Annotated in this window: 15 protein-coding genes; 3 read left to right on the forward strand and 12 right to left on the reverse strand. The window is 74.9% G+C overall.

Going from position 1 to position 20,544, the window contains the following annotated elements; genetic code table 11:
• Positions 1-47: 47 nt before the first annotated feature.
• From FGE12_RS05830 to FGE12_RS05870, 9 genes are all read right to left on the reverse strand, one after another.
• A complete protein-coding gene (locus FGE12_RS05830; RefSeq protein WP_153865273.1) occupies positions 48-749 on the reverse strand; it encodes a glutathione S-transferase N-terminal domain-containing protein in 702 nt (233 codons plus the stop codon).
• Positions 750-797: 48 nt separating this feature from the next.
• On the reverse strand, positions 798-2,519 hold the full coding sequence (locus FGE12_RS05835) for an AMP-binding protein (protein WP_153865275.1): 1,722 nt from the start codon (positions 2,517-2,519) through the stop codon (positions 798-800).
• Positions 2,520-2,551: 32 nt separating this feature from the next.
• Complete coding sequence (locus FGE12_RS05840; protein ID WP_194797618.1) at positions 2,552-4,336, reverse strand: tetratricopeptide repeat protein; 1,785 nt, start codon at positions 4,334-4,336, stop codon at positions 2,552-2,554.
• Positions 4,333-7,545: a DUF4175 family protein gene (locus tag FGE12_RS05845; RefSeq protein ID WP_194797619.1), complete on the reverse strand. Its 3,213-nt coding sequence runs from the start codon at positions 7,543-7,545 to the stop codon at positions 4,333-4,335. The genes FGE12_RS05840 and FGE12_RS05845 overlap by 4 nt, the downstream gene beginning before the upstream one ends.
• Before the next feature lie 128 nt (positions 7,546-7,673).
• Positions 7,674-8,219 carry a MarR family winged helix-turn-helix transcriptional regulator gene (locus FGE12_RS05850; protein ID WP_153865277.1) on the reverse strand — a complete coding sequence of 182 codons (546 nt, stop codon included), beginning with the start codon at positions 8,217-8,219 and terminating at the stop codon, positions 7,674-7,676.
• Between the two features lie 289 nt (positions 8,220-8,508).
• Entirely contained in the window at positions 8,509-9,237 is a 729-nt protein-coding gene (locus tag FGE12_RS05855) for a histone H1-like repetitive region-containing protein (protein ID WP_228530587.1), read from the reverse strand.
• 180 nt (positions 9,238-9,417) lie between these two features.
• Positions 9,418-11,505 carry an ATP-binding protein gene (locus FGE12_RS05860; RefSeq protein WP_153865278.1) on the reverse strand — a complete coding sequence of 696 codons (2,088 nt, stop codon included), beginning with the start codon at positions 11,503-11,505 and terminating at the stop codon, positions 9,418-9,420.
• A 148-nt stretch (positions 11,506-11,653) separates the two neighbouring features.
• Positions 11,654-12,016, reverse strand: a complete 363-nt coding sequence (locus tag FGE12_RS05865; protein WP_370458893.1) for a ComEA family DNA-binding protein — start codon at positions 12,014-12,016, stop codon at positions 11,654-11,656.
• On the reverse strand, positions 12,013-12,252 hold the full coding sequence (locus FGE12_RS05870; protein WP_153865524.1) for a hypothetical protein: 240 nt from the start codon (positions 12,250-12,252) through the stop codon (positions 12,013-12,015). Before FGE12_RS05870 ends, FGE12_RS05865 begins: the two co-directional genes overlap by 4 nt.
• Positions 12,253-12,609: 357 nt before the next feature.
• On the opposite strand from FGE12_RS05870, the gene FGE12_RS05875 reads away from it, so the two are divergent.
• The 3 genes from FGE12_RS05875 to FGE12_RS05885 are packed head-to-tail and all read left to right on the forward strand — an operon-like array spanning position 12,610 to position 14,993.
• Complete coding sequence (locus FGE12_RS05875) at positions 12,610-14,181, forward strand: FAD-dependent oxidoreductase (RefSeq protein WP_153865280.1); 1,572 nt, start codon at positions 12,610-12,612, stop codon at positions 14,179-14,181.
• Positions 14,178-14,528 carry a hypothetical protein gene (locus tag FGE12_RS05880; RefSeq protein WP_153865282.1) on the forward strand — a complete coding sequence of 117 codons (351 nt, stop codon included), beginning with the start codon at positions 14,178-14,180 and terminating at the stop codon, positions 14,526-14,528. Before FGE12_RS05875 ends, FGE12_RS05880 begins: the two co-directional genes overlap by 4 nt.
• A 6-nt stretch (positions 14,529-14,534) precedes the next feature.
• Entirely contained in the window at positions 14,535-14,993 is a 459-nt protein-coding gene (locus tag FGE12_RS05885) for a DUF2231 domain-containing protein (RefSeq protein WP_153865284.1), read from the forward strand.
• 13 nt (positions 14,994-15,006) lie between these two features.
• Here the strand turns inward: FGE12_RS05885 and FGE12_RS05890 are convergent, their stop codons facing one another.
• From FGE12_RS05890 to FGE12_RS05900, 3 genes are all read right to left on the reverse strand, one after another.
• Entirely contained in the window at positions 15,007-16,053 is a 1,047-nt protein-coding gene (locus tag FGE12_RS05890; protein WP_194797620.1) for an ATP-grasp domain-containing protein, read from the reverse strand.
• A gap of 129 nt (positions 16,054-16,182) precedes the next feature.
• Positions 16,183-18,111: an ATP-binding protein gene (locus tag FGE12_RS05895; protein ID WP_370458899.1), complete on the reverse strand. Its 1,929-nt coding sequence runs from the start codon at positions 18,109-18,111 to the stop codon at positions 16,183-16,185.
• Between the two features lie 144 nt (positions 18,112-18,255).
• Positions 18,256-20,331 carry an MASE1 domain-containing protein gene (locus FGE12_RS05900; RefSeq protein WP_153865290.1) on the reverse strand — a complete coding sequence of 692 codons (2,076 nt, stop codon included), beginning with the start codon at positions 20,329-20,331 and terminating at the stop codon, positions 18,256-18,258.
• Between the last annotated feature and the right edge of the window lie 213 nt (positions 20,332-20,544).

Here is a 20,544-nt window from a genome sequence, read left to right on the forward strand (position 1 = left end):
CATCCCTCACCCCGTCCCTCTCCCAGAGGGAGAGGGGACAGCTTCGCCTACTTCTTCAGCGTGTCCGCGGACTGGCCGAAGAGGATCTTCTTCGCCTCGGGCGTCATCAGGCCTCCGGGCTGGCCGAAGCCCTCGCCCTTCGCGTAGGCGCGCTTCGTGGCGGGGCGCTCGCGGATGGCCTCGAACCAGCGCTTCACGTGGGGAAAGCGCTCGAGCGACTGCTGCTGCGCCTCGTGCGGCACCACCCACGGGTAGGCGGCCATGTCCGCGATGGAGTACTCGCCGGCGATGAAGTCGCGGCCCTCGAGCCGGCGGTCCAGCACCGCGTAGAGCCGGGACGTCTCCTTCACGTAGCGCTCGATGGCGTAGGGGATCTTCTCCGGCGCGTAGCGGTTGAAGTGGTGGTTCTGCCCCAACATCGGCCCGAACCCCGCCACCTGCCAGAACAGCCACTCGAGGGTCTGCATCCGGGCGCGCGGCTCGCGCGGCAGGAAGCGCCCCGTCTTCTCCGCGAGGTAGAGCAGGATGGCGCCGGACTCGAACACGCTGAGCGGCCCGCCGCCGCCCGCGGGCTCCGGGTCCACGAGCGCCGGCATCTTGTTGTTCGGCGAGATGCGCAGGAACTCCGGCGCGAACTGCGCCCCCGCGCCGATGTCCACGGGCACGAGCCGGTAGGGCAGCCCTGCCTCCTCGAGGAACATCGTGACCTTGTGACCGTTCGGCGTGGGCCAGTAGTAGACGTCCAGCATGCGTGAGCCTCCTTGGCCGCAGTGACTAACCGCGCCCTCCCGGCCGCGCTACTGGCGCAGCTCGGGGAAGTCGTCGTCGCGGTACTCGCCCTCGGGGCGCGCGTCGGGGTTCTTGTAGAGCTCTGCCTCGCGGCCGCGCAGGTCCACGCGGCGGATCTTCCCGCTGATGGTCTTGGGCAGCTCGGCGAACTCGAGGCGGCGGATGCGCTTGTAGGGCGCGAGCTGCTCGCGCGCGTAGCGCAGGATGGACTTGGCCGTCTCGGCGTTGGGCGCGTGGCCCGGAGCGAGCACCACGTAGGCCTTGGGGACGCTGAGGCGCAGCGGGTCGGGGGAGGGGACCACGGCGGCCTCGGCCACCGCGTCGTGCTCGATGAGCACGCTCTCCAGCTCGAAGGGGCTGATGCGGTAGTCGCTCGCCTTGAACACGTCGTCTGCGCGGCCCACGTAGGTGATGTAGCCCTCCGCATCGCGGCTCGCGACGTCTCCGGTGCGGTAGAAGCCGCCGCGCGTCACCTCCGCGGTGCGCTCCGCGTCGTCGCGGTAGCCGCGCATCAGGGCCACCGGGCGCTTCGAGAGGTCGATGGAGATCTCCCCCTCCTCGCCCACCTTGTCGGTGAGCGGGTCCACCAGCGCGATGGCGTAGCCGGGCAGGGGCCGGCCCATGCTGCCCGCCTTGAGCTTCTGGCCGGGCGGGTTGCCGATCTGCGCGGTGGTCTCCGTCTGCCCGTAGCCGTCGCGCAGCGTGAGGCCCCAGGCCTTCTGCACCTGCTCGATGACCTCGGGGTTGAGCGGCTCGCCGGCGCCCACCACCTCGCGCAAGGCTCCGCGGCGCCCCTCGAGCTTCGCCTGGATGAGCATGCGCCACACGGTGGGCGGCGCGCAGAAGGTGGTGACGCCGCAGCGCTCCATCTGCGCGAGCAGCTTCGGCGCATCGAAGCGCGCGTAGTTGTAGATGAGCACCGTGGCCTCGGCGTTCCAGGGCGCGTACACGTTGCTCCACGCGTGCTTCGCCCAGCCGGGGGACGAGATGTTCAGGTGCACGTCCCCGGGCCTGAGCCCGATCCAGTACATGGTGGAGAGGTGGCCCACCGGGTAGCTCAGGTGCGTGTGCTCCACGAGCTTGGGCTTCGCCGTGGTGCCCGAGGTGAAGTAGAGCAGGAGCGGGTCGTCCCCGCGGGTGATGGTCTCCAGCTGCAGCTGGGTGGAGGCCTGCAGGCTGTCCGCGTAGCTCACCCAGCCGGGCACGGGCGCACCCACCGCGATGCGCTGGTAGCCTCCGGGCACGGCGTCGAACTTGGAGGCGTCCGCCGAGCGCACGATGACGTGGCGCACGCCACCGCGCTCCACGCGGTCCTGCAGATCCGAGGGACCGAGCAGCGGCGTCGCGGGAATGACCACCGCGCCCAGCTTCATCGCGGCGAGCAGGCACTCCCACAGCTCCACCTGGTTGCCCAGCATCAGCACCACGCGGTCGCCGCGCAGCACGCGCCGGTTGTGCAGCCAGTTGGCCACCTGGTTCGAGCGCGCGCTGAGCTCGGCGAAGCTCAGCTTCTGCTCGCTGCCGTCCTCCTCCACGATCCACAGCGCGGTGCGGCTGTTGCCGTGGGCGATGACGTCGAACCAGTCCAGGGCCCAGTTGAAGTCGGTGAGCGGGGGCCACTGGAAGCGCCGGTACGCCTCCGCGTAGTCCTCGCGCAGGCTCAACAGGAGGTCGCGCGCGTCACGAAAGGTCCGGGTCGCACTGCGCCGCTGGGAAGCTCCGTCGCTCATCGCTCTGTCCCCCTGCTGCTGTGGTCCTGCGTCTACTGGCCCCCGTCACGCCCCATGCCGAAGGCGTCCACGTCCTCGCGGCCGCCCTTGCCGGCGGGCTGCGGCTTCGGGGCCGGGGGGCTGGGGCGGGTCTCGGTGCCGGGCACGTCCATGCCGCCCAGCGCGCCCTCGTCCTGCACCAGCGCCTGCGCCACCTTGTCCACCTCCTCGGGCTTGAGGCCGGTGAGCACGCTGCTCGCCTTGCGCGTGCGCTCGGCGAGCGCCTGCTCCCCCAGCGCGCCGTGGATGCGGGTGAGGGCGAGGTGGATCTCCGGGTCGAAGGGGTCCGCCGCGAGCGCCTCGAGGTAGGCGGTGCGCGCCTTCGGGTAGTCCTTGCGGAAGAGCAGGATGCGGCCCAGGTGCACGTTGGTCTGCGGGCTACCCGGGTGCACGCGCAAGGAGCCGCGCAGCACGCGCTCCGCCTCGTCCAGGCGCTTGAGCTCGAGCAGCGTGAGCGCGTACTTGTTGGAGACGCTCTCGTACTTGTCCCCGACGAGGGCGTGCGCGCGCGAGAGCTCCTCGCTCGCCGCCTTCGTGCGGTTGCGCTCGCGCATCAGCTCGCCCAGGTGCGCGAACTGGCGCGCGGGCACCTCGGTCACCTCGGCGAAGTCGCCGAAGGAGATCTCCTTGCCCTTCTGCTTCTTCGCGTCCGCCTTGCCCTCTTCTTTCAGCACCACCTGCTCGCGCGGCAGCAGCTCCTTGGGGAAGGGCTGCTGCTTGATGTGCGCGAGCCAGCCCTTCTCGAACTGCGCGAAGGGCATGCCCATGGCGCTCTCCACCGCCTTCTTGTCCGTCTGCCCGCCCTTGAGCGACGCGATGAGCGCGCGCATCCCGGCGGTGCCCTTCTCGCCGTGCAGGTAGTCGATGGCGAAGAACACCTCGGCGAAGGCCGTGGCCGCGTCCTCCGCGGTGGGCAGCATGGCGATGGAGGGGTGCATCTTCTCGAAGGGGACCAGCGTGTTGCTCTTCACGCGCCGGCCCAGCAGCGCGAGCGTGGAGGGCGTGAGCGCAAGGCCCCCCTCGCCGCGCCAGCGGCTCTCCTGGTACTTCGCGAGCCCCTCGTGCAGCCAGATGGGCACGGTGTTGTGGCTGAGCTGGCTCACCACCAGGTGCACGTACTCGTGCGCGAGCGTGTCCTGCCAGTCGTAGCCGCGCGCCACCGCCTTGGGGCTGGTCACCATCAGCTTGTTGAACTTGCAGATGGCGATGGTGCCGGTGGTCTGGATCTGCTTCAGCGTGAGCGTGCTCACCTTGGAGAGCTCGCGCGCGCTGTTCACCAGCTCCACGCGCACCTTGCCGGGCGGCGCGTAGCCCAGGTCCTGCTGCAGCGCGCGGTGGATGGCCTCCAGCGTCTCGAGCGCGTAGGGCGCGAGGATGGCGTCCTTGCCCGGGGGGTAGAGCAGGATGAAGTGCTCGCTCTCGGCTTTCTGGTGGCCCTTCACGATGTCGCGGGTGTCGCGCGCGAGCCGCAGGTAGCTGCCCGGCTTGTCGTCCACCTTCGCGCCCTCGAGCAGCCCCACCGCCTCGTCGTAGCGCCCCTCCTCGAAGGCGATGCGGCCCTGGAAGTACTTGAGCGGCTCGATGTCCGCGGGCACCAGCTTCTGCAGCGCCTCCAGCTCGCGGCGCGCCGCCGGCACGTCCCAGTCGTCCAGGTACTGCTCCACGCTGGAGAGCCGTGCGCGCACCTCGCCGCGCGGCTCGGGCGTGGAGGAGGCCGGAGGCGCCGCGAGCGCGGAGGTGGCGAGCAGCAGCGCCGAGAGGAGGACAGGCAGTCTCACTTCACCAGCTCCTCGTAGTAGCGCTTCACCTGGTCCTTGTACTTCTCCGGAGCGCCCTGCTTCATCGCGTCGAGCAGGTCCTGGCGGAACTCCTTGGGCGCCTGGTAGGCGTCCGCGTCCGGCAGCTCCACCTTCTCCTGGCTGCTGTCGCGTCCGTTGCCCTGGCGCCGCTGGCCGCCGGCCATGGGCAAGGGCAGCCCCTTGCCCTTGCCGCGCCCGCGCTGGCTCTCCTTCATCGCCTGCTGGAACTGCTTGAGCGCCTCCATCGCGCCCTGCTGCTCGCCGTAGCCCTTCTGCGGGTCCTGGCCGGCCATGCGCTGGGCCGCATCGCCCATCTTCTGACCGATGCCCTCCATCTGCTCGCCGGCCTCCTCGCCGAACAGCGGCGCCATCTGCTCCATCTCCTCCATCTGCTCGCGCAAGGACTGCGCCTTCTCACCCAGCTGCTGCTGCTGCCCGGCGAGCTTCTTGAGCTGATCCTTCTCGCCCGCGCTCAGCTGGCTGCCCGGCGGCGGGAAGAGGCTCTGCAGCTTGCGGCTCACGTCCGAGACGCGCTCGCCCTCCTGGCGCAGCTTCTTCGCCAGGTCCGCGGACTGCTGGCGCACCTCGGGCGGGTTGCCCCACATCACGTCCAGCTCCCGCTGCTGCTGCCCCAGCATGGACAGCTGCTCGGCGGCGCTCTGCGCGCGCTGGGCGGCCTCGGCGGCGAGGTCGAAGTCGTTCGCCTTGAGCGCGTTCTCCACGTTCTGCAGCTCGTTCTGCACCTCCTCGAGGGGGCGCGCGCCGCGGCTGCTCAGCTCGTCCACGCGCCGCTCGGCGTAGCCCTTCTGGGCCTGGGACACGTCCTTGAGCAGCTCGTCCTTGAGCGCCTGGCCCTTCTGCCCCAGCCGGTCGCGGCTGCGCTCGCGCGCGGCGTCTCGCAGCTTGCGGGTCTGCTCGCTGAGCTGCTGCTGCTTCTGGGCGGTCTCGTCCAGGTCCTTCATGAACTTGCCGTACTTCTCGGCGAGCTCCGGGTACTGCTCGCTGCCGAAGTCCTCCCCGGCGTCGTCCAGGCCCTGCATCATCTCGTCCATCTGCTGGCTGAGCTGCTGCAGCTTCGCGAGCGCCTCGTCCGCCTTGCCCTCGCGCATCAGCTTCTCCACGTCGTCGAGCGAGCTGGAGACGTCCTGCTCCTTCATCATCTCCTCGAGCGCCTCGGCGTTGAGGTGCTCGTCGCGGATGCCCTGGCGCAGCTCGCTCATGCGCTGCGCGAGCTCCTGCATGCGCTGGCGCACGCTCTCGATCTGCCGCATGACCTCCGCCTGCGCCGCCTCGCTGGGGCTCGCCTTGAACTGCTCGATGAGGCGGCTGAGCTCGCGCCGCTCGCCGGAGAGGCGCTGGGCGAGCTCCTGGATCTCCTGCAGCCGGGTGCGGTCCAGCAGGCTCTCGAGGTAGAGCACGTCGCGCTCGAGCTCGGTGACCTCCTCGTCCAGCGTGCTCGCGAGCCGGTTGCCGGTGCCCCAGTCGTTGCCGCGCAGCTTCGTGTAGCGCAGGTACAGCTTGCGCAGCTCGGCGGTGGCGCGCACGCGCTGGCCCAGCGACTGGGAGATGTTCTGCAGCGCCGTCACCAGCTCGGCCGGCGCGTCGCGCTCCTTGCCCAGCGCCTGCGAGAGCGCGCGCAGGTCCTCCACCAGGCTCTGCCCGCGCGCATCCACGCTGCTGCCGTTGCCCACGGCCGCCGGGTCCACGCCCTTCTTTGCCCGCTCGGGCGCCTCCAGCCGGTCCGCGAGGTGGTCCACCATGCGGTTCCACAGCTGCTCGGCCTTCTGCAGCGCCTCGCGCCGGTGCTCGCTCGCGCTGTACACGCGCAGGGTCTGGGTGCGGCTCACTCCGCGCTTGGGCCCCTCCACCGCGTCGTTGTCCTTCGCCTCCACGTAGTAGCTGATGCGATCGCCGGGCTGCAGCTTGCGCCCGCCGGGCAGCTGGCCGAGGTCCCACGTGTACTGGCCGCGCGCGCGCCGGGAGTCCTCGCGCGGCAGCGCCACGCGCGTGTCCTCGGGGCGGCCCGGCAGCCGGTACACGAGCGCGAGCCCGCCGGAGAGCCCGTAGTCGTCCGTGGCCTCGTACTTCAGCGTCACCTTCTGGCCGGGGTCCACCTCCAGCTCGGCCGCCGGGGTGAGCAGCGTCACCTGGGGCGGCGCGTCCGCCTCCACATTGAGCGCGATGTCCGGGCCCACCGCGAGCGGCTCCGAGGCGCCGGCCGCGGAGAAGACGAAGTGGTAGTGGCCCGCCTTCTTCGCCACGAAGCTGCCGGTGAGCTCGCGCCCCCCGGAGACCTGGAGCGGCAGCGCCTCGCCGTTGACCACCAGCTCCGCGCGCGCCACCGGCCGGTCGCTGCGCGTCTTCAGCGCGACCTCGGTGCCCGCCGGCGCGCTCACCTCGCCGGTGGTGCCCGGCACGGTGCGCGGCGCGAGCCCGGTGTACGCGGGGTAGCGGTAGGTGAGCTCGATGTCTCCGGTGATGGGCTCCACGGGCGCTGCCTCCGCGCCGGCGGCCCCTTGCGTCTGCAGCGCGCGCGAGAGCCCCGAGCGCACGCGCCCGCCCGCGAGGAGCACGAGCCCGAGCGCGAGCAGCAGCGCTGCCGCGAGCACCAGCCCCGCGCGCCGCGCGGGCTCCGCCTCCACGATGCCCCGCGCGTCCACCCCATCCGCCCGCGCGTCCATCTGCGCGAGGAAGGCGTCCGCGAGCGCCGCCGAGTGCCGCGCAGGCGCCTCGTCCGGGGTGGGCTCCTGTGCCGCCCGCTCGCGCTGCAGCTCCACCGCGGCGAGCACGTCCAGCGAGAGCTCGGGGCGCGCCTCACCCACCCGCCGCGCCGTGCGCGCGTCATCGCCCACCGCGCGCGCCGCGCGCCACAGCCCGAAGAGGGCCGCGAGCCCCAGCGCCGTGAGCGGGGCGAGCGCGAGCAGCGCCCTGCCCCCCGGCAACCACAGCGAGGAGAGCAGCGCCCCGGCGAGCGCGAGCACCAGCCCGGCCGCGAGCCCCAGCAGCGCGCCCTGCAGCCAGAAGATGCGGCGCTGGCGGGCGCGCACCGCCGCGAGCAGCCGCGCCACCCCGCCGGTGCGCGGTGGCACCCGGGCCTGGTTGGCGCCCGCACCCGTGCCCGGGCCGGAGGGCGGCGGGGGCAGGGGCGAGGACTGGGGCGCTGGGCTCTGCGGGGTCTCGAAGTTCACGGGGGCTCACCGCCTCGGTCGCGAGCCAACCCGCGGGCGGGTGGCGTATTTCCTCGTCCCGCGGGCCGCGCGGGGGAGGGCCTCCCCCTGTGTAGCAGCGCGCGGGCGCCGCCGCTGCCGCGCGCGGCCTAGCGGGAGGCGGAGCGGCGCGAGCCCGGGCCGCCGGGGGCCACCGGCTCCACGCCCGGCTCGGGGGCGGTGCTGCCGCCCAGCTCCTCGGCGAGCGCGGTGAGCACCTCCTGGGTGCCCACGATGCGCGCGCGGCTCATGCGCGCGAGCACCCGGGTGACGGCCGCCTCCACCGTGCCGGGCGCCTGCACGTCCAGCGGCCGGCCGGCCGGGGTGAGGTGGAAGAGGGCACGGCGCGCGTCGAGCGGGTCGCTGCGCCGCTCGATGAGCCCGCGCTTCTCCAGCCGCTTGAGCACGCCGGTCAGCGTGCTGGGGTGCACGTGCAGCAGCCCCGCGAGCCGCCCCGCGGAGATGCCGGGAAAGCGCCCCACGAGCCGCACCACGAGGCGCTGCGGCCCGGTGAGCCCCAGCGTCGACTCCATGCGCTTGGAGGTGGACTGCAGCCCGTGGTCCACCGCCCACACGAGGCGCATGAACTCGAGCGCCTCCCCGAGGGAGGGGGGCTGCTCCGCGTCCGCGCCGTTCGAGTTGCCCATCGCCTTCATGGGTTCATTGTCCCTCAAAGCACTGCTTGTTGTCCCAACCTTCTCCGGCGGGCCGTCCGGCCGCCCCTCACCCACGGTGCGCCGGTGAACAGGGGAGAGCGCCCTGTGTCCTGGGGTGGGACAGGCCCCCTGGCGCAGGGGAGGGGGCGAGCGCTCGCGGGCGGAGGGCCCTCGCGGCGCGCGGGGGCCCGTGGGCCCAGGGCGCCGGGCCGGTGAGGGCCGCGTGCCCGCTGTCCATCCCTCACCCCGACCCTCTCCCAGGGGAAGAGGGGACGGCTGCGCCTGGGGCTCAGCGCTTCTTGGCGCCGCGTCCGCCCGCGACCTTCTTCGCCACGCCGCGCACGGCCTTCTTCGCCGCGGCTCCGGCGCGCGCGAGCATCCCGCCGCGCCCAGCCGCGCTCTTCTTCGCGGGGGCCTTCTTCGCTGCGGTCTTCTTTGCCGCGGCCTTCTTCGCAGGCGCCTTCTTCGCCGCGGTCTTCTTCGCCGCAGGCTTCTTCGCCGCGCTCTTCTTCGCAGGCGCCTTCTTTGCGGCGGTCTTCTTCGCAGCGGCCTTCATCGCAGGCGCCTTCTCCGCAGCGCCCTTCTTCGCGGCGGTCTTCTTCGCCGCCGGGGCCTGCTTCGCTGCGCCCTGCGCGTCCGCGGCGGGCCTGCCCGCGGCGGCCGGCCTCGCCTCCGCGGACCGCGCGCCGCCCCCGGTGCTCCCGGTGCGCGGCTCCGCGGCCTCGAGCTCCTGCGCGTCGTCCTCGTCCTCGTGCGCGTCCCGCTCGTCGCGGTCCCCCGCGCCGCCGGTGCTCTCCCCGGCCGCCTCGGCGGCCAGGCGCGCGGCGCGGCGCTCCTGGTAGCGCTGCACGGTCTGGGCGTTGGGCTGGCGGTAGCTCTCGCCGGTGGGCGGGAGGGAGGGCGCCTGCTGCGCCAGCTTCTGGGTGTCCTCGTCGTTGCCCAGCCGCGCCCCCGAGCCCTGCATCCCCAGGGCGGGCTGCTGCTCGTGGAAGGGATACTCGCTGTAGCTGCGACCCATCGAAGCCTCCGGGTGCGGGCGGAGCGTTCCGCCCAGGTCTGTGTTCCACAAGGTGGGGCATCGCGCACCCGGTTGGCGAGCCGCCCGGCGCACTTTCGCGCCCCGCACGCCTCCCTGCTCCCTGGTGCTCAACACTCGGGGGCGCCCGGAGTCGGGCAGGCAGGCAGCCGGGGCGCGGGCCTAGGCGCGCGGGGCGAGCAGCGCGAGCAGCGGCTCGGGCGCGAAGGGCTTGGCGAGGGTGGGGTTGGGCACCCGGTCGAGGAAGTGCTGCACCTCGGCGGTGAGGGCGCCGCCCGTCATGAAGACGAAGGCGCGCTCCTGGCCAAAGCCCTGGCGCGCCACCTGCCCGTGCAGCTCGATGCCCGTCATCCCGGGCATCATCACGTCGCAGAGCACCACGTCGAAGGGCGCCGCCGAGGCCAGCTGCGCGAGCGCCTCGGCGCCGCTGGGCGCGTACGTGACGTGCGCGTGCGGCCCGAGGATGCGGCGCACGAGCGCCCCGACCGCCGGCTCGTCGTCCACCACCAGCAGCCGCTGGGAGCCGGGCGCTGCGGCGGCGGCAGCGGCCGCCGGGAGGCCGGGGAGGGCCGCCTCGGGCGAGGCCGCCGCGTCTTCCGCGGCGGGCGAGGCCGCGGGCAGGGTGACGCGGAAGGTGGTGCCCCGGCCCGGCTCGCTCTGCACCTCGATGCGCCCGCCCAGCGCGCTCACGATGCCGTGGCACACGCTGAGGCCGAGGCCCGTGCCGCTGCCCACCGGCTTCGTGGTGAAGAAGGGGTCGAAGATGCGCGCGAGGTCCGCCTGCGCGATGCCGGTGCCCGTGTCGCTCACCTCCACGCAGGCGCCGCCCTCCACCGCATGGAGCGCGATGCGCACCTCGTGGCGCTCGGGGTGGCCGGGGCTGATGGCCTGCGCCGCGTTGATGAGGAGGTTGAGGAACACCTGGCTGAGGCGCGCCTCGCTGCCCTGCACGCGGGGCGCCTCCGCGTAGGCCTCCACCACGTGGGCGCGGTGGCGCAGCTCGCTGCCGGCCATCTTCACCGCCACGCGCAGCACCTCGCGCAGGTCCACCGGGCGCTCGCGCGCGTCCTGGGGGCGGCTGAAGGTCTTGAGGTCCTGCACGATGAGCCGCACCCGGTCCGCGCCGACGTGCGCCTCGCCCAGCGCCTCGAGCAGCTCCGCGCGCTCGCCCTCCTCCAGCGCCCGCCCCTGCGCGAGCGCCTCGCGCGCGAAGCGCAGGTTGCCCAGCACGAAGGACAGGGGGTTGTTCACCTCGTGCGCGACGCCGGCGGCCAGCATGCCCACCGAGGCGAGCCGGTCCGCGAACAGCAGCTGGGCCTGCGTCTCCTTCAGCTGGCGGAAGCTCTCGCACAGCTGGCGGTTCGCCGCCTCCAGCTCCGCGGTGCGCGCGCGCACCTGCTCCTCGAGCAGCGCGCCCTCGTGCTGCAGCGCCCGCTCCACCGCCTGGCGCTCCGCCTCGCGCGCCCGCACCTCGGCGGCGAGGCTCTCGCGCAGCCCGCGCGCCATGCCGCTGAAGGCGCCCGCGAGCTCCGCGAGCTCGTCGCCGCCCGGCAGGCTCAGCTCGGTGTCCAGCTTTCCCGCGCCCACCCGGCGCGCGCCCGCGAGCAGCACCCGCAGCCCGCGCGCCAGCGGGTACACCACCCCGGCGAAGAGCGCGAGCAGCACCGCGAGCGCCACGAGCGGCCCGAGCGTGGCGAGCAGGCGGCTGAGCTGCACCACGCCCGCGTTGATCGCGGTGCGCTCCGCGCGCGTGCGCTGCTCCTCGCGCTCAGCCTGCGCGAGCCGCGGCTCCACCTTGCGCGCGAAGCCGGCGGCGAGCGCCCCCCACTGCGCCTCGGAGAGCGGCGTGTCGGAGGGCGCTTGCGCGGCCTCGCGCGCGAGCGGCTCCACGTCCTCGCGCAGCCAGCGCTCGCAGGCCTCGCGGATGGCGTGCACGTCCTGCTGCTCCTCCGCGAGCGGCTGCTCGGCCCAGCGCGCCTCCTCGCGCGAGGCGGCCTCCAGCGCCTCCAGCGTCTCGCGCATCTGCTGCTGCAGCCGGGTGAGCCGGGGCGCGAGCGGCCCTTGCGCCGCCAGCAGGCCCGCGGGGGCGGTGCGCAGCCGGGTGTACGCGTCCAGCTGCGCCGCGCCGAGGTTGGCGAGGCTGCGCAGCTGCCGGCCCCGCGCCGCGTGGTGCAGCAGCGCGCCCGCGAGCGCCCCCACCAGCAGGAGCACCGCGGCGGAGAGGTACAGCAGCTTGGAGCGGATCTTCATCGGGAGGGCGTAGGGGCGATGCTATGCCCTGCAGCGGCCGGCCCCAACCCCGGTGCGCGAAGTGGCCGCCTGGCGAGCGGACGGGCCGGCAGGGGCGGGTGTCCGCGCCCCACCGGGGTAGAGACCGCTCCTACCTCTCCCCCCATCCTCAGCGCGCCGCGCCGCGCCCTCCTCCCGCGGGCAGGCGCTCGACCCGGAAGGTGCTGGGCCCCTCGAGGGTGAGGTGGGGCCTGAGCAGGAGGAAGCGCTTCTTGCCGAAGCCCTTCACCTTCACCAGCTCCTCGACACGCCCGAAGCGCCGCTTCTCGCGGTAGGCGACGATGCTCTGCGCCGCCTTCTCGCCCACGCCGGGCAGGGCGTCGAGCTGGGTGGCGCTCGCCTCGTTGAGGTTCACCTGCCCCACGTACTGCACTGCGCGCCGGCGCGACGCGGCCGCGTGCGCGGGGGCCACCGCGAGCAGCGCCGCGCCCACCAGCAGCGCGAGCACCCACAGCCTCAGCCGCGCGCTCACGAGTGCGCCCCCGCCGCCTCGGGCTCCGGCGCGTAGCGCGCGGGCGCGGGCGCGGGCGCATCGCGCCGCTCCGCCGCCTCGCGCACGTGCAGCTTGCCGTCCAGCGGCAGCACGTCCAGCAGCAGGTTGAGCGACCCGTCCTTGTTCACGAACGCGCTGCCTGCGCGCACCCAGATGCTCCCGCCCTTGCCCTCCCGGATGGAGAACACCGCCAACCGCTTTCCCGCCATCAGCATCATCGCCCTCGCCCTTCCCCCATTTGCCCGCCAGGCCCTCATGGCCCGGAGGTCGCCTCGCTCGGCGTCGACCGCCTGAGGTCGGAAGGGACAGGGAGCAGCGCGCGTGCCAGGTGCGCGCCGAGGGGAGGGGCGCGTGCCCGCCGTCCACGCTGGCCCGCGCCGGCGCTGCGCCCGGATGGGCGTCCACGCTCCACGCGCCTCCCGGCGCGCGAGACGCGCCGCGGCTCGAGCCACGGCCCCCCCCCGACTTTTTCCACGTCACGTTTCCGGCCCCCCGCGCCTCCAACACGGGAAGGCGTGGCCTGCCCGGCCCCACGGAGGGGACCGGCGCGCACGCGCCGCGAGGGCTCCACCATGGGTGCAGGCAGCGCAGCGCTGACGGGACCGGACCTCGCCGCCGAGGGCGTGCCGGTGGACTGCGTCATCGAAGGCCAGCCGCTGCTGGGCCACGCGAACGGGGAGCCGGTGCTGCTGCTGCGCGCGGGCGAGGAGCTGTTCGCCGTGAGCGCCACCTGTCCGCACTACGGCGCGCCGCTCGCCGAGGGCCTGCAGGTGGGCGCCACTCTGCGCTGCCCCTGGCACCACGCGGCCTTCGACCTGCGCTCGGGCGCGGTGCTGCGCCCGCCCGCGCTCAACGGCCTGGGCTGCTACGCGCTGGAGCGGGACGCGGGCCGCGTGCGGGTGCTGGGCCGGAAGCCTGCGCAGCGGCCGGTGCCGGCCCCGGGCCCCACGCCGGAGTCCGTCGTCATCATCGGGGCGGGCGCGGCAGGGCACGCGGCGGCGGAGACGCTGCGGCGCGAGGGCTGCGCGGGGCGCGTGGTGCTGGTGGGCGCGGACGAGAGCCCGCCCTACGATCGCCCCAACCTCTCCAAGGACTACCTGGCGGGCAGCGCCCCGGAGGAGTGGATCCCGCTGCGCAGCGGCGAGGACTACGCGAAGGCGGGCATCGAGCTGCGCGTGGGCGTGCGGGCGACCGCGCTGGACACCGCCGCGCGCACCGTCTCGCTCTCGGACGGCACGCAGCTCGGCTACGGCGCGCTGCTGCTCGCCACCGGCGCGGACCCGGTGCAGCTGGACATCCCCGGCGCGCGCCTGCCGCACGTGCACACGCTGCGCACGCTCGCCGACTGCCGCGCCATCATCGCGCGCGCCGCCCGGGCGAGGCGCGCGGTGCTGCTGGGGGCGGGCTTCATCGGGCTCGAGGTGGCTGCGGCGCTGCGCACCCGCGGGCTGGAGGTGGACGTGGTGGCCCCCGGCACAGAGCCCCTGGAGCGCGTGGTGGGCGCGGAGGTGGGCGCCTTCCTGCGCGCGCTGCACGAGTCCCACGGCGTGCGCTTCCATATGGGCAAGCGCGCGGTGGCCATCGACCGCGGGGGCGTGACCCTGAGCGGCGGCGAGGCGCTGCCCGCCGAGCTGGTGGTGGTGGGCGTGGGCGTGCGGCCCTCGCTCGCGCTCGCCGAGTCGGCGGGCCTCGCGCTGGACCGCGGCGTGAAGGTGGACGCGCAGCTGCGCACGAGCGCGCCCGGGGTGTGGGCGGCCGGGGACATCGCGCGCTGGCCCGACCCGCACACCGGCCGCGCGCTGCGCGTGGAGCACTGGGTGGTGGCGCAGCGGCAGGGGCAGGCGGCCGCGCGCAACATCCTCGGCCGCGGCGAGCCCTTCGAGGCGGTGCCCTTCTTCTGGACCCAGCAGTACGACCTCGCGCTCAGCTGCGTGGGCAGCCCCGAGGGCTTCGAGCGCACCGAGCGGCTCGGCAGCCTCGAGGCGCGCGACTGCACCGTGCGCTTCGTGCAGGGCGCGCGCACCCTCGCCGTGCTCACGGTGGGCCGCGACGCCGAGGGCCTGCGCGCCGAGCTCGCGCTGGAGTCCACGCCCCCCGCCGCAGTCCCCATGACTTCCCCCCGCACCCCTGGAGCGCTCCGATGACCCTGCCTGCCGTCCTCTTCGCCCTCGCCGCCCTCGGCGGCGTCTTCATGGCCGCCCTCGTCTTTCGCGGGCGCGCCCACCCGCCCCTGGGCATCGCCGTGGTCCACGGGCTCGCGGCCGCCGCGGGGCTCGTCGTGCTGCTGCTCGCCGTGATGGGAGGCCAGGCGCCGGGGCTGGCCAAGACCGCCCTGGTGCTCTTCGTGCTCGCGGCGCTGGGGGGCTTCGTCCTCTTCGCGATGCACCTGCAGCGCAAGGCGCTGCCCAGGCCGGTCGTCGCAGTGCACGGCCTGGTGGCGGTGGTGGCCTTCGCGGTGCTGCTGGTCGCCATCCTCCGGCCGGGGAGCTAGCGCGCCATGCGCAAGGGCCTGCGCCTCTTCGGTCACCCGGTGCACCCGCCGCTCACGGCCTTCCCGCTGGTGCTGCTCACGCTCGCGCCGGTGGCGGATGCGGCGGGGTGGCTGCGCGCGGAGGCGCTGTTCTGGCAGCTGGGCTTCTGGTGCGTCGTCGGAGGGCTCGTCGCGGCCCTTCCCGCCGCGCTCACCGGCTTCATCGACTACAGCGCCGTGCCCTCCGAGAGCCCCGCCTCGAAGACGGGGCTCTTCCACCTCGGCGCGATGCTCACGGCCGTCAGCCTCTCGGGGCTGAGCCTCGCCTTTCGCGGAGGCCCGGTGCCGGAGCCCGACGCCCGGGCGCTCGCGCTCGGGATGGAGGCGGCCGTCGCCCTGCTCGTCCTCGGCGGCGGCTGGCTGGGCGGCCACCTGGTGTTCCACCACGCGGTGGGCGTGCAGGGCGGCCCCACGCGCGCGCCCTAGTCACCGCGGCGCTTCAGCGCTGGCGGTCGCGCCGCGCCCGCGCGAGCGCGAGCTGCTCCTCGAGGAAGGGCCGCAGCGCGGTGCCCTCCGCGGCGAGCTGCTGCGGGATGAACGAGGCCTTGGTCAGGCCCGGCAGCGTGTTCGTCTCCAGGTACACCGGCCCGCGCGCGCCCACGATGATGTCCGTGCGCGTGTAGCCCTCGCAGCCGAGCGCCTCGTGCGCGGTGACGGCGAGCGCCTGCGCGGCCTGGAACACGTCCGGGGGGACCTCGGCGGGGGTGAGCTCCAGGGTGCCCTTGCCCAGGTACTTGCCCTCGAAGTCGAAGGCGCGGCCCGGGTCCACGCGCACCTCCGAGCAGGGCAGCGCGCGCCGCTTGCCGTCCAGCGAGTCCACCACGCCCACGGTGAGCTCGGTGCCCTGCACGAAGGCCTCCGCGAGGAAGGCCACCTGCGGCGCCTGCGCCGCCACCTCGCGGGCCGCGCGCCCGGCGTCCTCGGGCCCCTTCACGTGGTAGAGCCCCACCGAGGAGCCGCCGCGGATGGGTTTCACCACGAGGCGGCCGTGGCGCGCGAGCAGCCCCTGCAGCGCGGAGAGCATCGCGCCCGCGTCCCCGGTGAGCTCCACCGACTCCACCGTGCGCACGCCGGCCTTCGCCGCGAGCGCCTTCGCCCGCTCCTTGTCGAAGCCCTTCGCGCTCGCCTCCGAGCCCGAGCCGGTGAAGGCGAGGCCGCGGCGCTCCAGCGCGCGCTGCGTGGTGCCGTCCTCGCCCTGCCCGCCGTGCAGCGCGAGGAAGAAGGTCTTCCCCCGCGCCTCGCCCGCGTCCAGCGCCGCGTCGAGGCTGGGCCAGCGCGCAGTCCCGGGCAGCTGCAGGTCCGTCGTGTAGGCGTTCTGGTGCGCGGCGAGGGTCGCGCGGGGGCAGGGCGTCACCGAGCCGTCGGGCGCCTGGAACCAGACCTCGGCCTCCGGCAGCACGGTGGCCACGTTCTGCGCCGAGGCCACGGACACCCGCCGCTCGTCCGAGGTACCGCCGAAGAGGATGATGACGTCGTTCGCGCTCATGCGCCGTCGCATACCGCTTCACTCCGCGGAGCGCCACCGCCGCCGCGCAGCCGGGGCGGCTGCCGTCTGCTGCCGTGCGTGGGGGGAGCAGGCGGGCCCCGGGCCCGGGCCCGAAGCGCCGGCCGAGGCTCAGGCCGCCGCGGCGCCGGCGCGCTCGCCCAGCTGCAGGCGCAGCACGGCGGCCCACAGCGCGTCCGGGGCGATGGGCTTGAGCACCACCGGCTGGGGCTGGCGCTCGAGGAAGCGCCGCGCCTCCTCCGACGTGGCGCCGCCGGTGAGGAAGAGCAGCCGCGCGGCGAGCGCGGGGTCTCGCGCGCGCAGCTCCTCGTAGAGGCGCTGGCCGCCGCCGGCGGGCATCATCAGGTCGCACAGCACCGCATCGGGGCGCGGGCCCTCGCGCAGCCGCGCCAGCGCCTCGTCCACCCCCGCGGCGAGCTCGAGCGTGCACCACTCGCCCAGCGTGCGCTGCAGCGCGCCGCGCACCGAGGCGTCGTCCTCCACCAGCAGCAGCCTCAGCCCCGGGAGCGCGGCGGGCACGGGCCCGCAGGCGGCCGGGGTCTGGGACACCGGCGCGGGCGGCGCCGCGGGCAGCCGCAGCCGCATCACCGTGCCCTGGCCCAGGGTGCTCTCCACCGAGAGCTGTCCGCCCAGCGCGCTCACCAGGCCCGCCGTCACCGAGAGCCCCAGGCCGGTGCCCTGGCCCACCGGCTTGGTGGTGAAGAAGGGGTCGAAGATGCGCTGCTGGGTGCGCGCGTCCATGCCGCAGCCGTCGTCCTGCACCTCGATCTGCACTTGCGCGTCGTCGTCGCCCTGCGCGGCCACGTGTGAGGCGCGCACGTCGATGCGGCCCCGGCCGCGCCCTCCGGCCGCGATGGCGTGGCCCGCGTTGACCACGAGATTGGTGAGCACCTGCTCGAGCAGCTGCGGCGAGCCGCGGGTGTGCAGCGCCTCGGGCACCTCGAAGTGCAGCTGCGCCAGGTCCGGCACCACCGCGCGCACCAGCGCGAGCGTGCGCTGCACGGTGCTGCGCACGTGCGTGCTGCCGCGGGTGCCCGCGTCCTCGGCGTCCGCCGCGCTCGTCGCCCGCCCCGTGTCCAGCAGCTGGCGCACGATGCGCGCGATGCGCTGCATGCCCGCGAGGCTCTCCTCGAGGCACTCGGTCGCATCCCGCGGCAGGCTGCCGGCCGCGAGCCCCGCGCGCAGGTACTCGAGGTTCGCGCTCACGGCGGCGGCCGGGTTGTTCACCTCGTGGGCCACGCCCGCGGACAGCTGCCCCATGGCGGCGAGCCGCTCGGCACGCGCGAGCGCCGAGTGGGCCGCGGACAGCTCGCGGGTGCGCTCCTCCACGCGCCGCTCCAGCTTCGTGCTCAGCTCCTCCAGCGCCCGCGCGCTGGCGATGAAGCGGCGCACGGTGAGCACGCTCATGGTGAGCATCACCACGAGGAAGGCGAGCGGCGCGATGTAGGGCCCGTTCACGTAGCCGAGGAACGAGAGCCCGTCCACCAGCAGCGCGGTGAGCATCGCGCCCAGCCAGGCGAGGTACAGCCGCGCGTCCGCCACGCCCTGGCGCGCCGCGCGCAGGATGTGCACCGCGAGCGCGAGCAGCGAGAGCGCGAAGAAGTAGACCAGCGCCTCGCCGAGGGCCGTGGGCGCCTTGTCCCGGTACACCACGCCCAGCCACGCCACCTCGCGCAGCTGCACCCGCTCGGACACCGCGAGCCCCGGCACCAGCGCGAGCAGCGCCGCCACCCCGTGCAGCGGCAGCAGGACCCGCGTGAGCAGCTGCAGGGAGCGCGAGGGGAAGGAGCGCAGGCCCAGCAGGTACCAGCACGCGAGCCCCGCCGAGGCCGCCGCGAAGGACATGCGCAGCGCAGGCGCGCGCCAGCCCTCGGCCACGTCGATGGTGGGCACCACGTCGCACGCCGAGTACAGCCCGCAGGCGAGCGCGAGCAGGTAGAAGGCGCGCTCGTTGCGCCAGCCGGGCGCCGACGAGAAGGCGATGCCGAAGCACGCCACCGTCAGGCCCATGCACGCGCCCAGCACGCCCACCAGGGCCACGGGGGTCAAGCGCAGACCCTCAAGCGGAGGTCCTCGGGGCGGGGAGCGGCATCTCGGGCGCAAGTCTGCCCTCAGCCCGCCCGCGTGCCCAGGGGGCCCCCCTGCGCGGGGCCCCGGAGGGAGGTGGGACGGGATGTGGGGAGATCAGCTCCCGGAGGCGTGCTGCGCGTCCTGTGCCCAGCGGGGGGCTTGGGCGAGCAGGGGCAGCTCGGTGAGGAAGCACGCGCCGCCGCCGGGGGCGTCCACCAGGCGCAGCCGGCCGCCGTGGGCCGAGACGATCTCGCTGCTCACGTACAGCCCCAGCCCCAGCCCGCCGTACCAGCGCGAGGACACCGCGCGGGCGAAGCGGTCGAAGATGTGCTCGCGCTGCGCTTCGGGCACGCCGGGCCCGCCGTCGTGCACCCGGAGGCAGGCGAAGGCGCCGTCCGGCTCCCCGGCGAGCTCCACGGGCTCTCCGGGCGCGAACTTCACCGCGTTGGCGAGCAGGTTGCTCACCACCTGCTCGAGCCGCAGCCGGTCGCCGCGCACGCGCATGGGGCGCAGCCGCAGCCGCAGCTCGCAGCCGGCGCGCGCGAGGTCCTCGCCGAAGCGCTCGGCCACCTCCGCGGCGAGCGCCGCCAGGTCCAGCTCCTCCACGCGCAGCTCCAGGTGCCCGCGCGAGATGCGCGCCACGTCCAGCAGCGTCTCCACCAGCTGGTTGAGGCGCGCCGCCTGGCGGGAGACCACCTCGAGCTTGCGCTGCAGCACGGGCTCGGCGCCGTGCTCGTGCAGGAGCGCGTCGAAGCGGCGCAGCTGCAGGTGCAGGCTGGTGAGCGGCGTGCGCAGCTCGTGGGCCGCCACGGACAGGAAGTCGTCGCGCAGGGCCACCGCCTCGCCGCGCTCCTCGTACAGGCGCATCGCCTCGAGCGCGTGCGCGGTGCGCCGGGCGATCTCCTCCGCGCTGTGCACGTCGTTCGCATCGAAGGGGCGCGCGCGCTCGGAGCGCGCGAGCAGCAGCCAGCCCAGGGCGCGCCCCCGGCTCGCGAGCGGCACCCGCAGCTCGCGCTCCCCCGGCGCGAGCTGGCGCGTGAGCGGCCGCGCCGCCTCCTCGCGCAGCCGCGTCCACAGCTGCGCCTCGTCCTGCGCCTCCGCGTGGGCCACGGCGGCCGGCGCCTCGGCGTCCTCCTGGGTGAGCAGCACCGCGCAGGCCTCGGCCCACGCGGGCACGAGCAGGCGCGTGAGCTTGCCGAGCGTGGCCTCGCGGTCCAGCGAGGCGCCCAGCAGCTCGCCCACGCGCGCGTGCAGCGCGAGCCGCTGCTCCGCCGCGCGCCGCTCCGCCAGCGAGGCGGCGAGGGTGAGCGTGCACAGCCCCAGCACGAGGAGGAAGGCCTGCAGCAGCCAGACGCGCTGGCGCGTGCCCAGCTCGAGCAGCACGAAGGGCCCCTCTCCCTCCACCGTGTGGACCACGGCGAAGCCCACGACGAGCAGGGTGGCGCTCGCCGCCCCGAGCATGCCGAAGCGCAGCGCCGCCCAGAGGGCGAAGGGGAAGACGAGGTAGGGCAGCGGCATCAGGTACGCGCCCGGCACGCGCGTGCCGAACACGCACTCGGTGGTGAGCAGCAGCCCGGCGAGCAGCAGCAGCGCCTCGAGCTTGCGCGCGCGCGGAAGGCGCAGCGGCCGCTCGGGGCCGAGGCACAGCAGCACCGGCGCGAGCGCGAGCACGCCCAGCATGTCGCTCAGGGCCCAGCTCAGGAAGCTCAGGCCGTAGGAGGGCGCGCCGAGCCAGAGCACCGAGGCGGCCGCCGCGAGGGGCGCGCCGAACAGCGGCGCCGCGAGGCCGCCGAGCACGCTGAACCAGAGCCAGTCCCCCACGCTGCCCAGCCGCACGGGGGTGCCCAGCTTGCGCTGCAGGAGCCAGGCGCCGCCGAGCGCCTCCAGGGCCGCCGCGAGCGACCAGGCCAGCGCGACCGGCGGGGGCATGCCGTGCGCGGTGACGACCCCTGCCTCGGCGAGCATCAGCGCCAGGGTCAGCAGCGGCCACCCGGAGCGCCCGGAGCGCACGAGCACCGCGAGGGCGAAGCCCTGGGGCACCCACCACAGGCCGATGCCCTCGGGCTGCAGCACGAGCCGGTAGCCCACCTCCGCGAGCGCGAGGTAGCCGAGAAAGGCGAGCAGCGGCCGCAGCGCCGGTGCGCGCCAGAGGCGTCCGCCCCCCTCTGCCCTTGCCCGCTCCACCTGCATGCCCGGGGAGTCCTCCACCTGGTCGCGCCCGCAGCAACATGGCACCCGGGTGCAGCCGCCGGCATCGTGCGCGGGGGAAGCCGCGGCGGCGCTCTCCGGTGCAGCGGGCGTGCAGCGCAGCCCTCGCCCCCTGGCGCAGCGCGGGTGCCCTCCGGGGGGAGGGGGTCTGTTGCGGGCGCAACAGTCCGTGTAGGGTCCGCACCCTCACGTCCG

The organism is Aggregicoccus sp. 17bor-14 (assembly GCF_009659535.1).
In the GTDB taxonomy this organism is placed as follows: domain Bacteria; phylum Myxococcota; class Myxococcia; order Myxococcales; family Myxococcaceae; genus Aggregicoccus.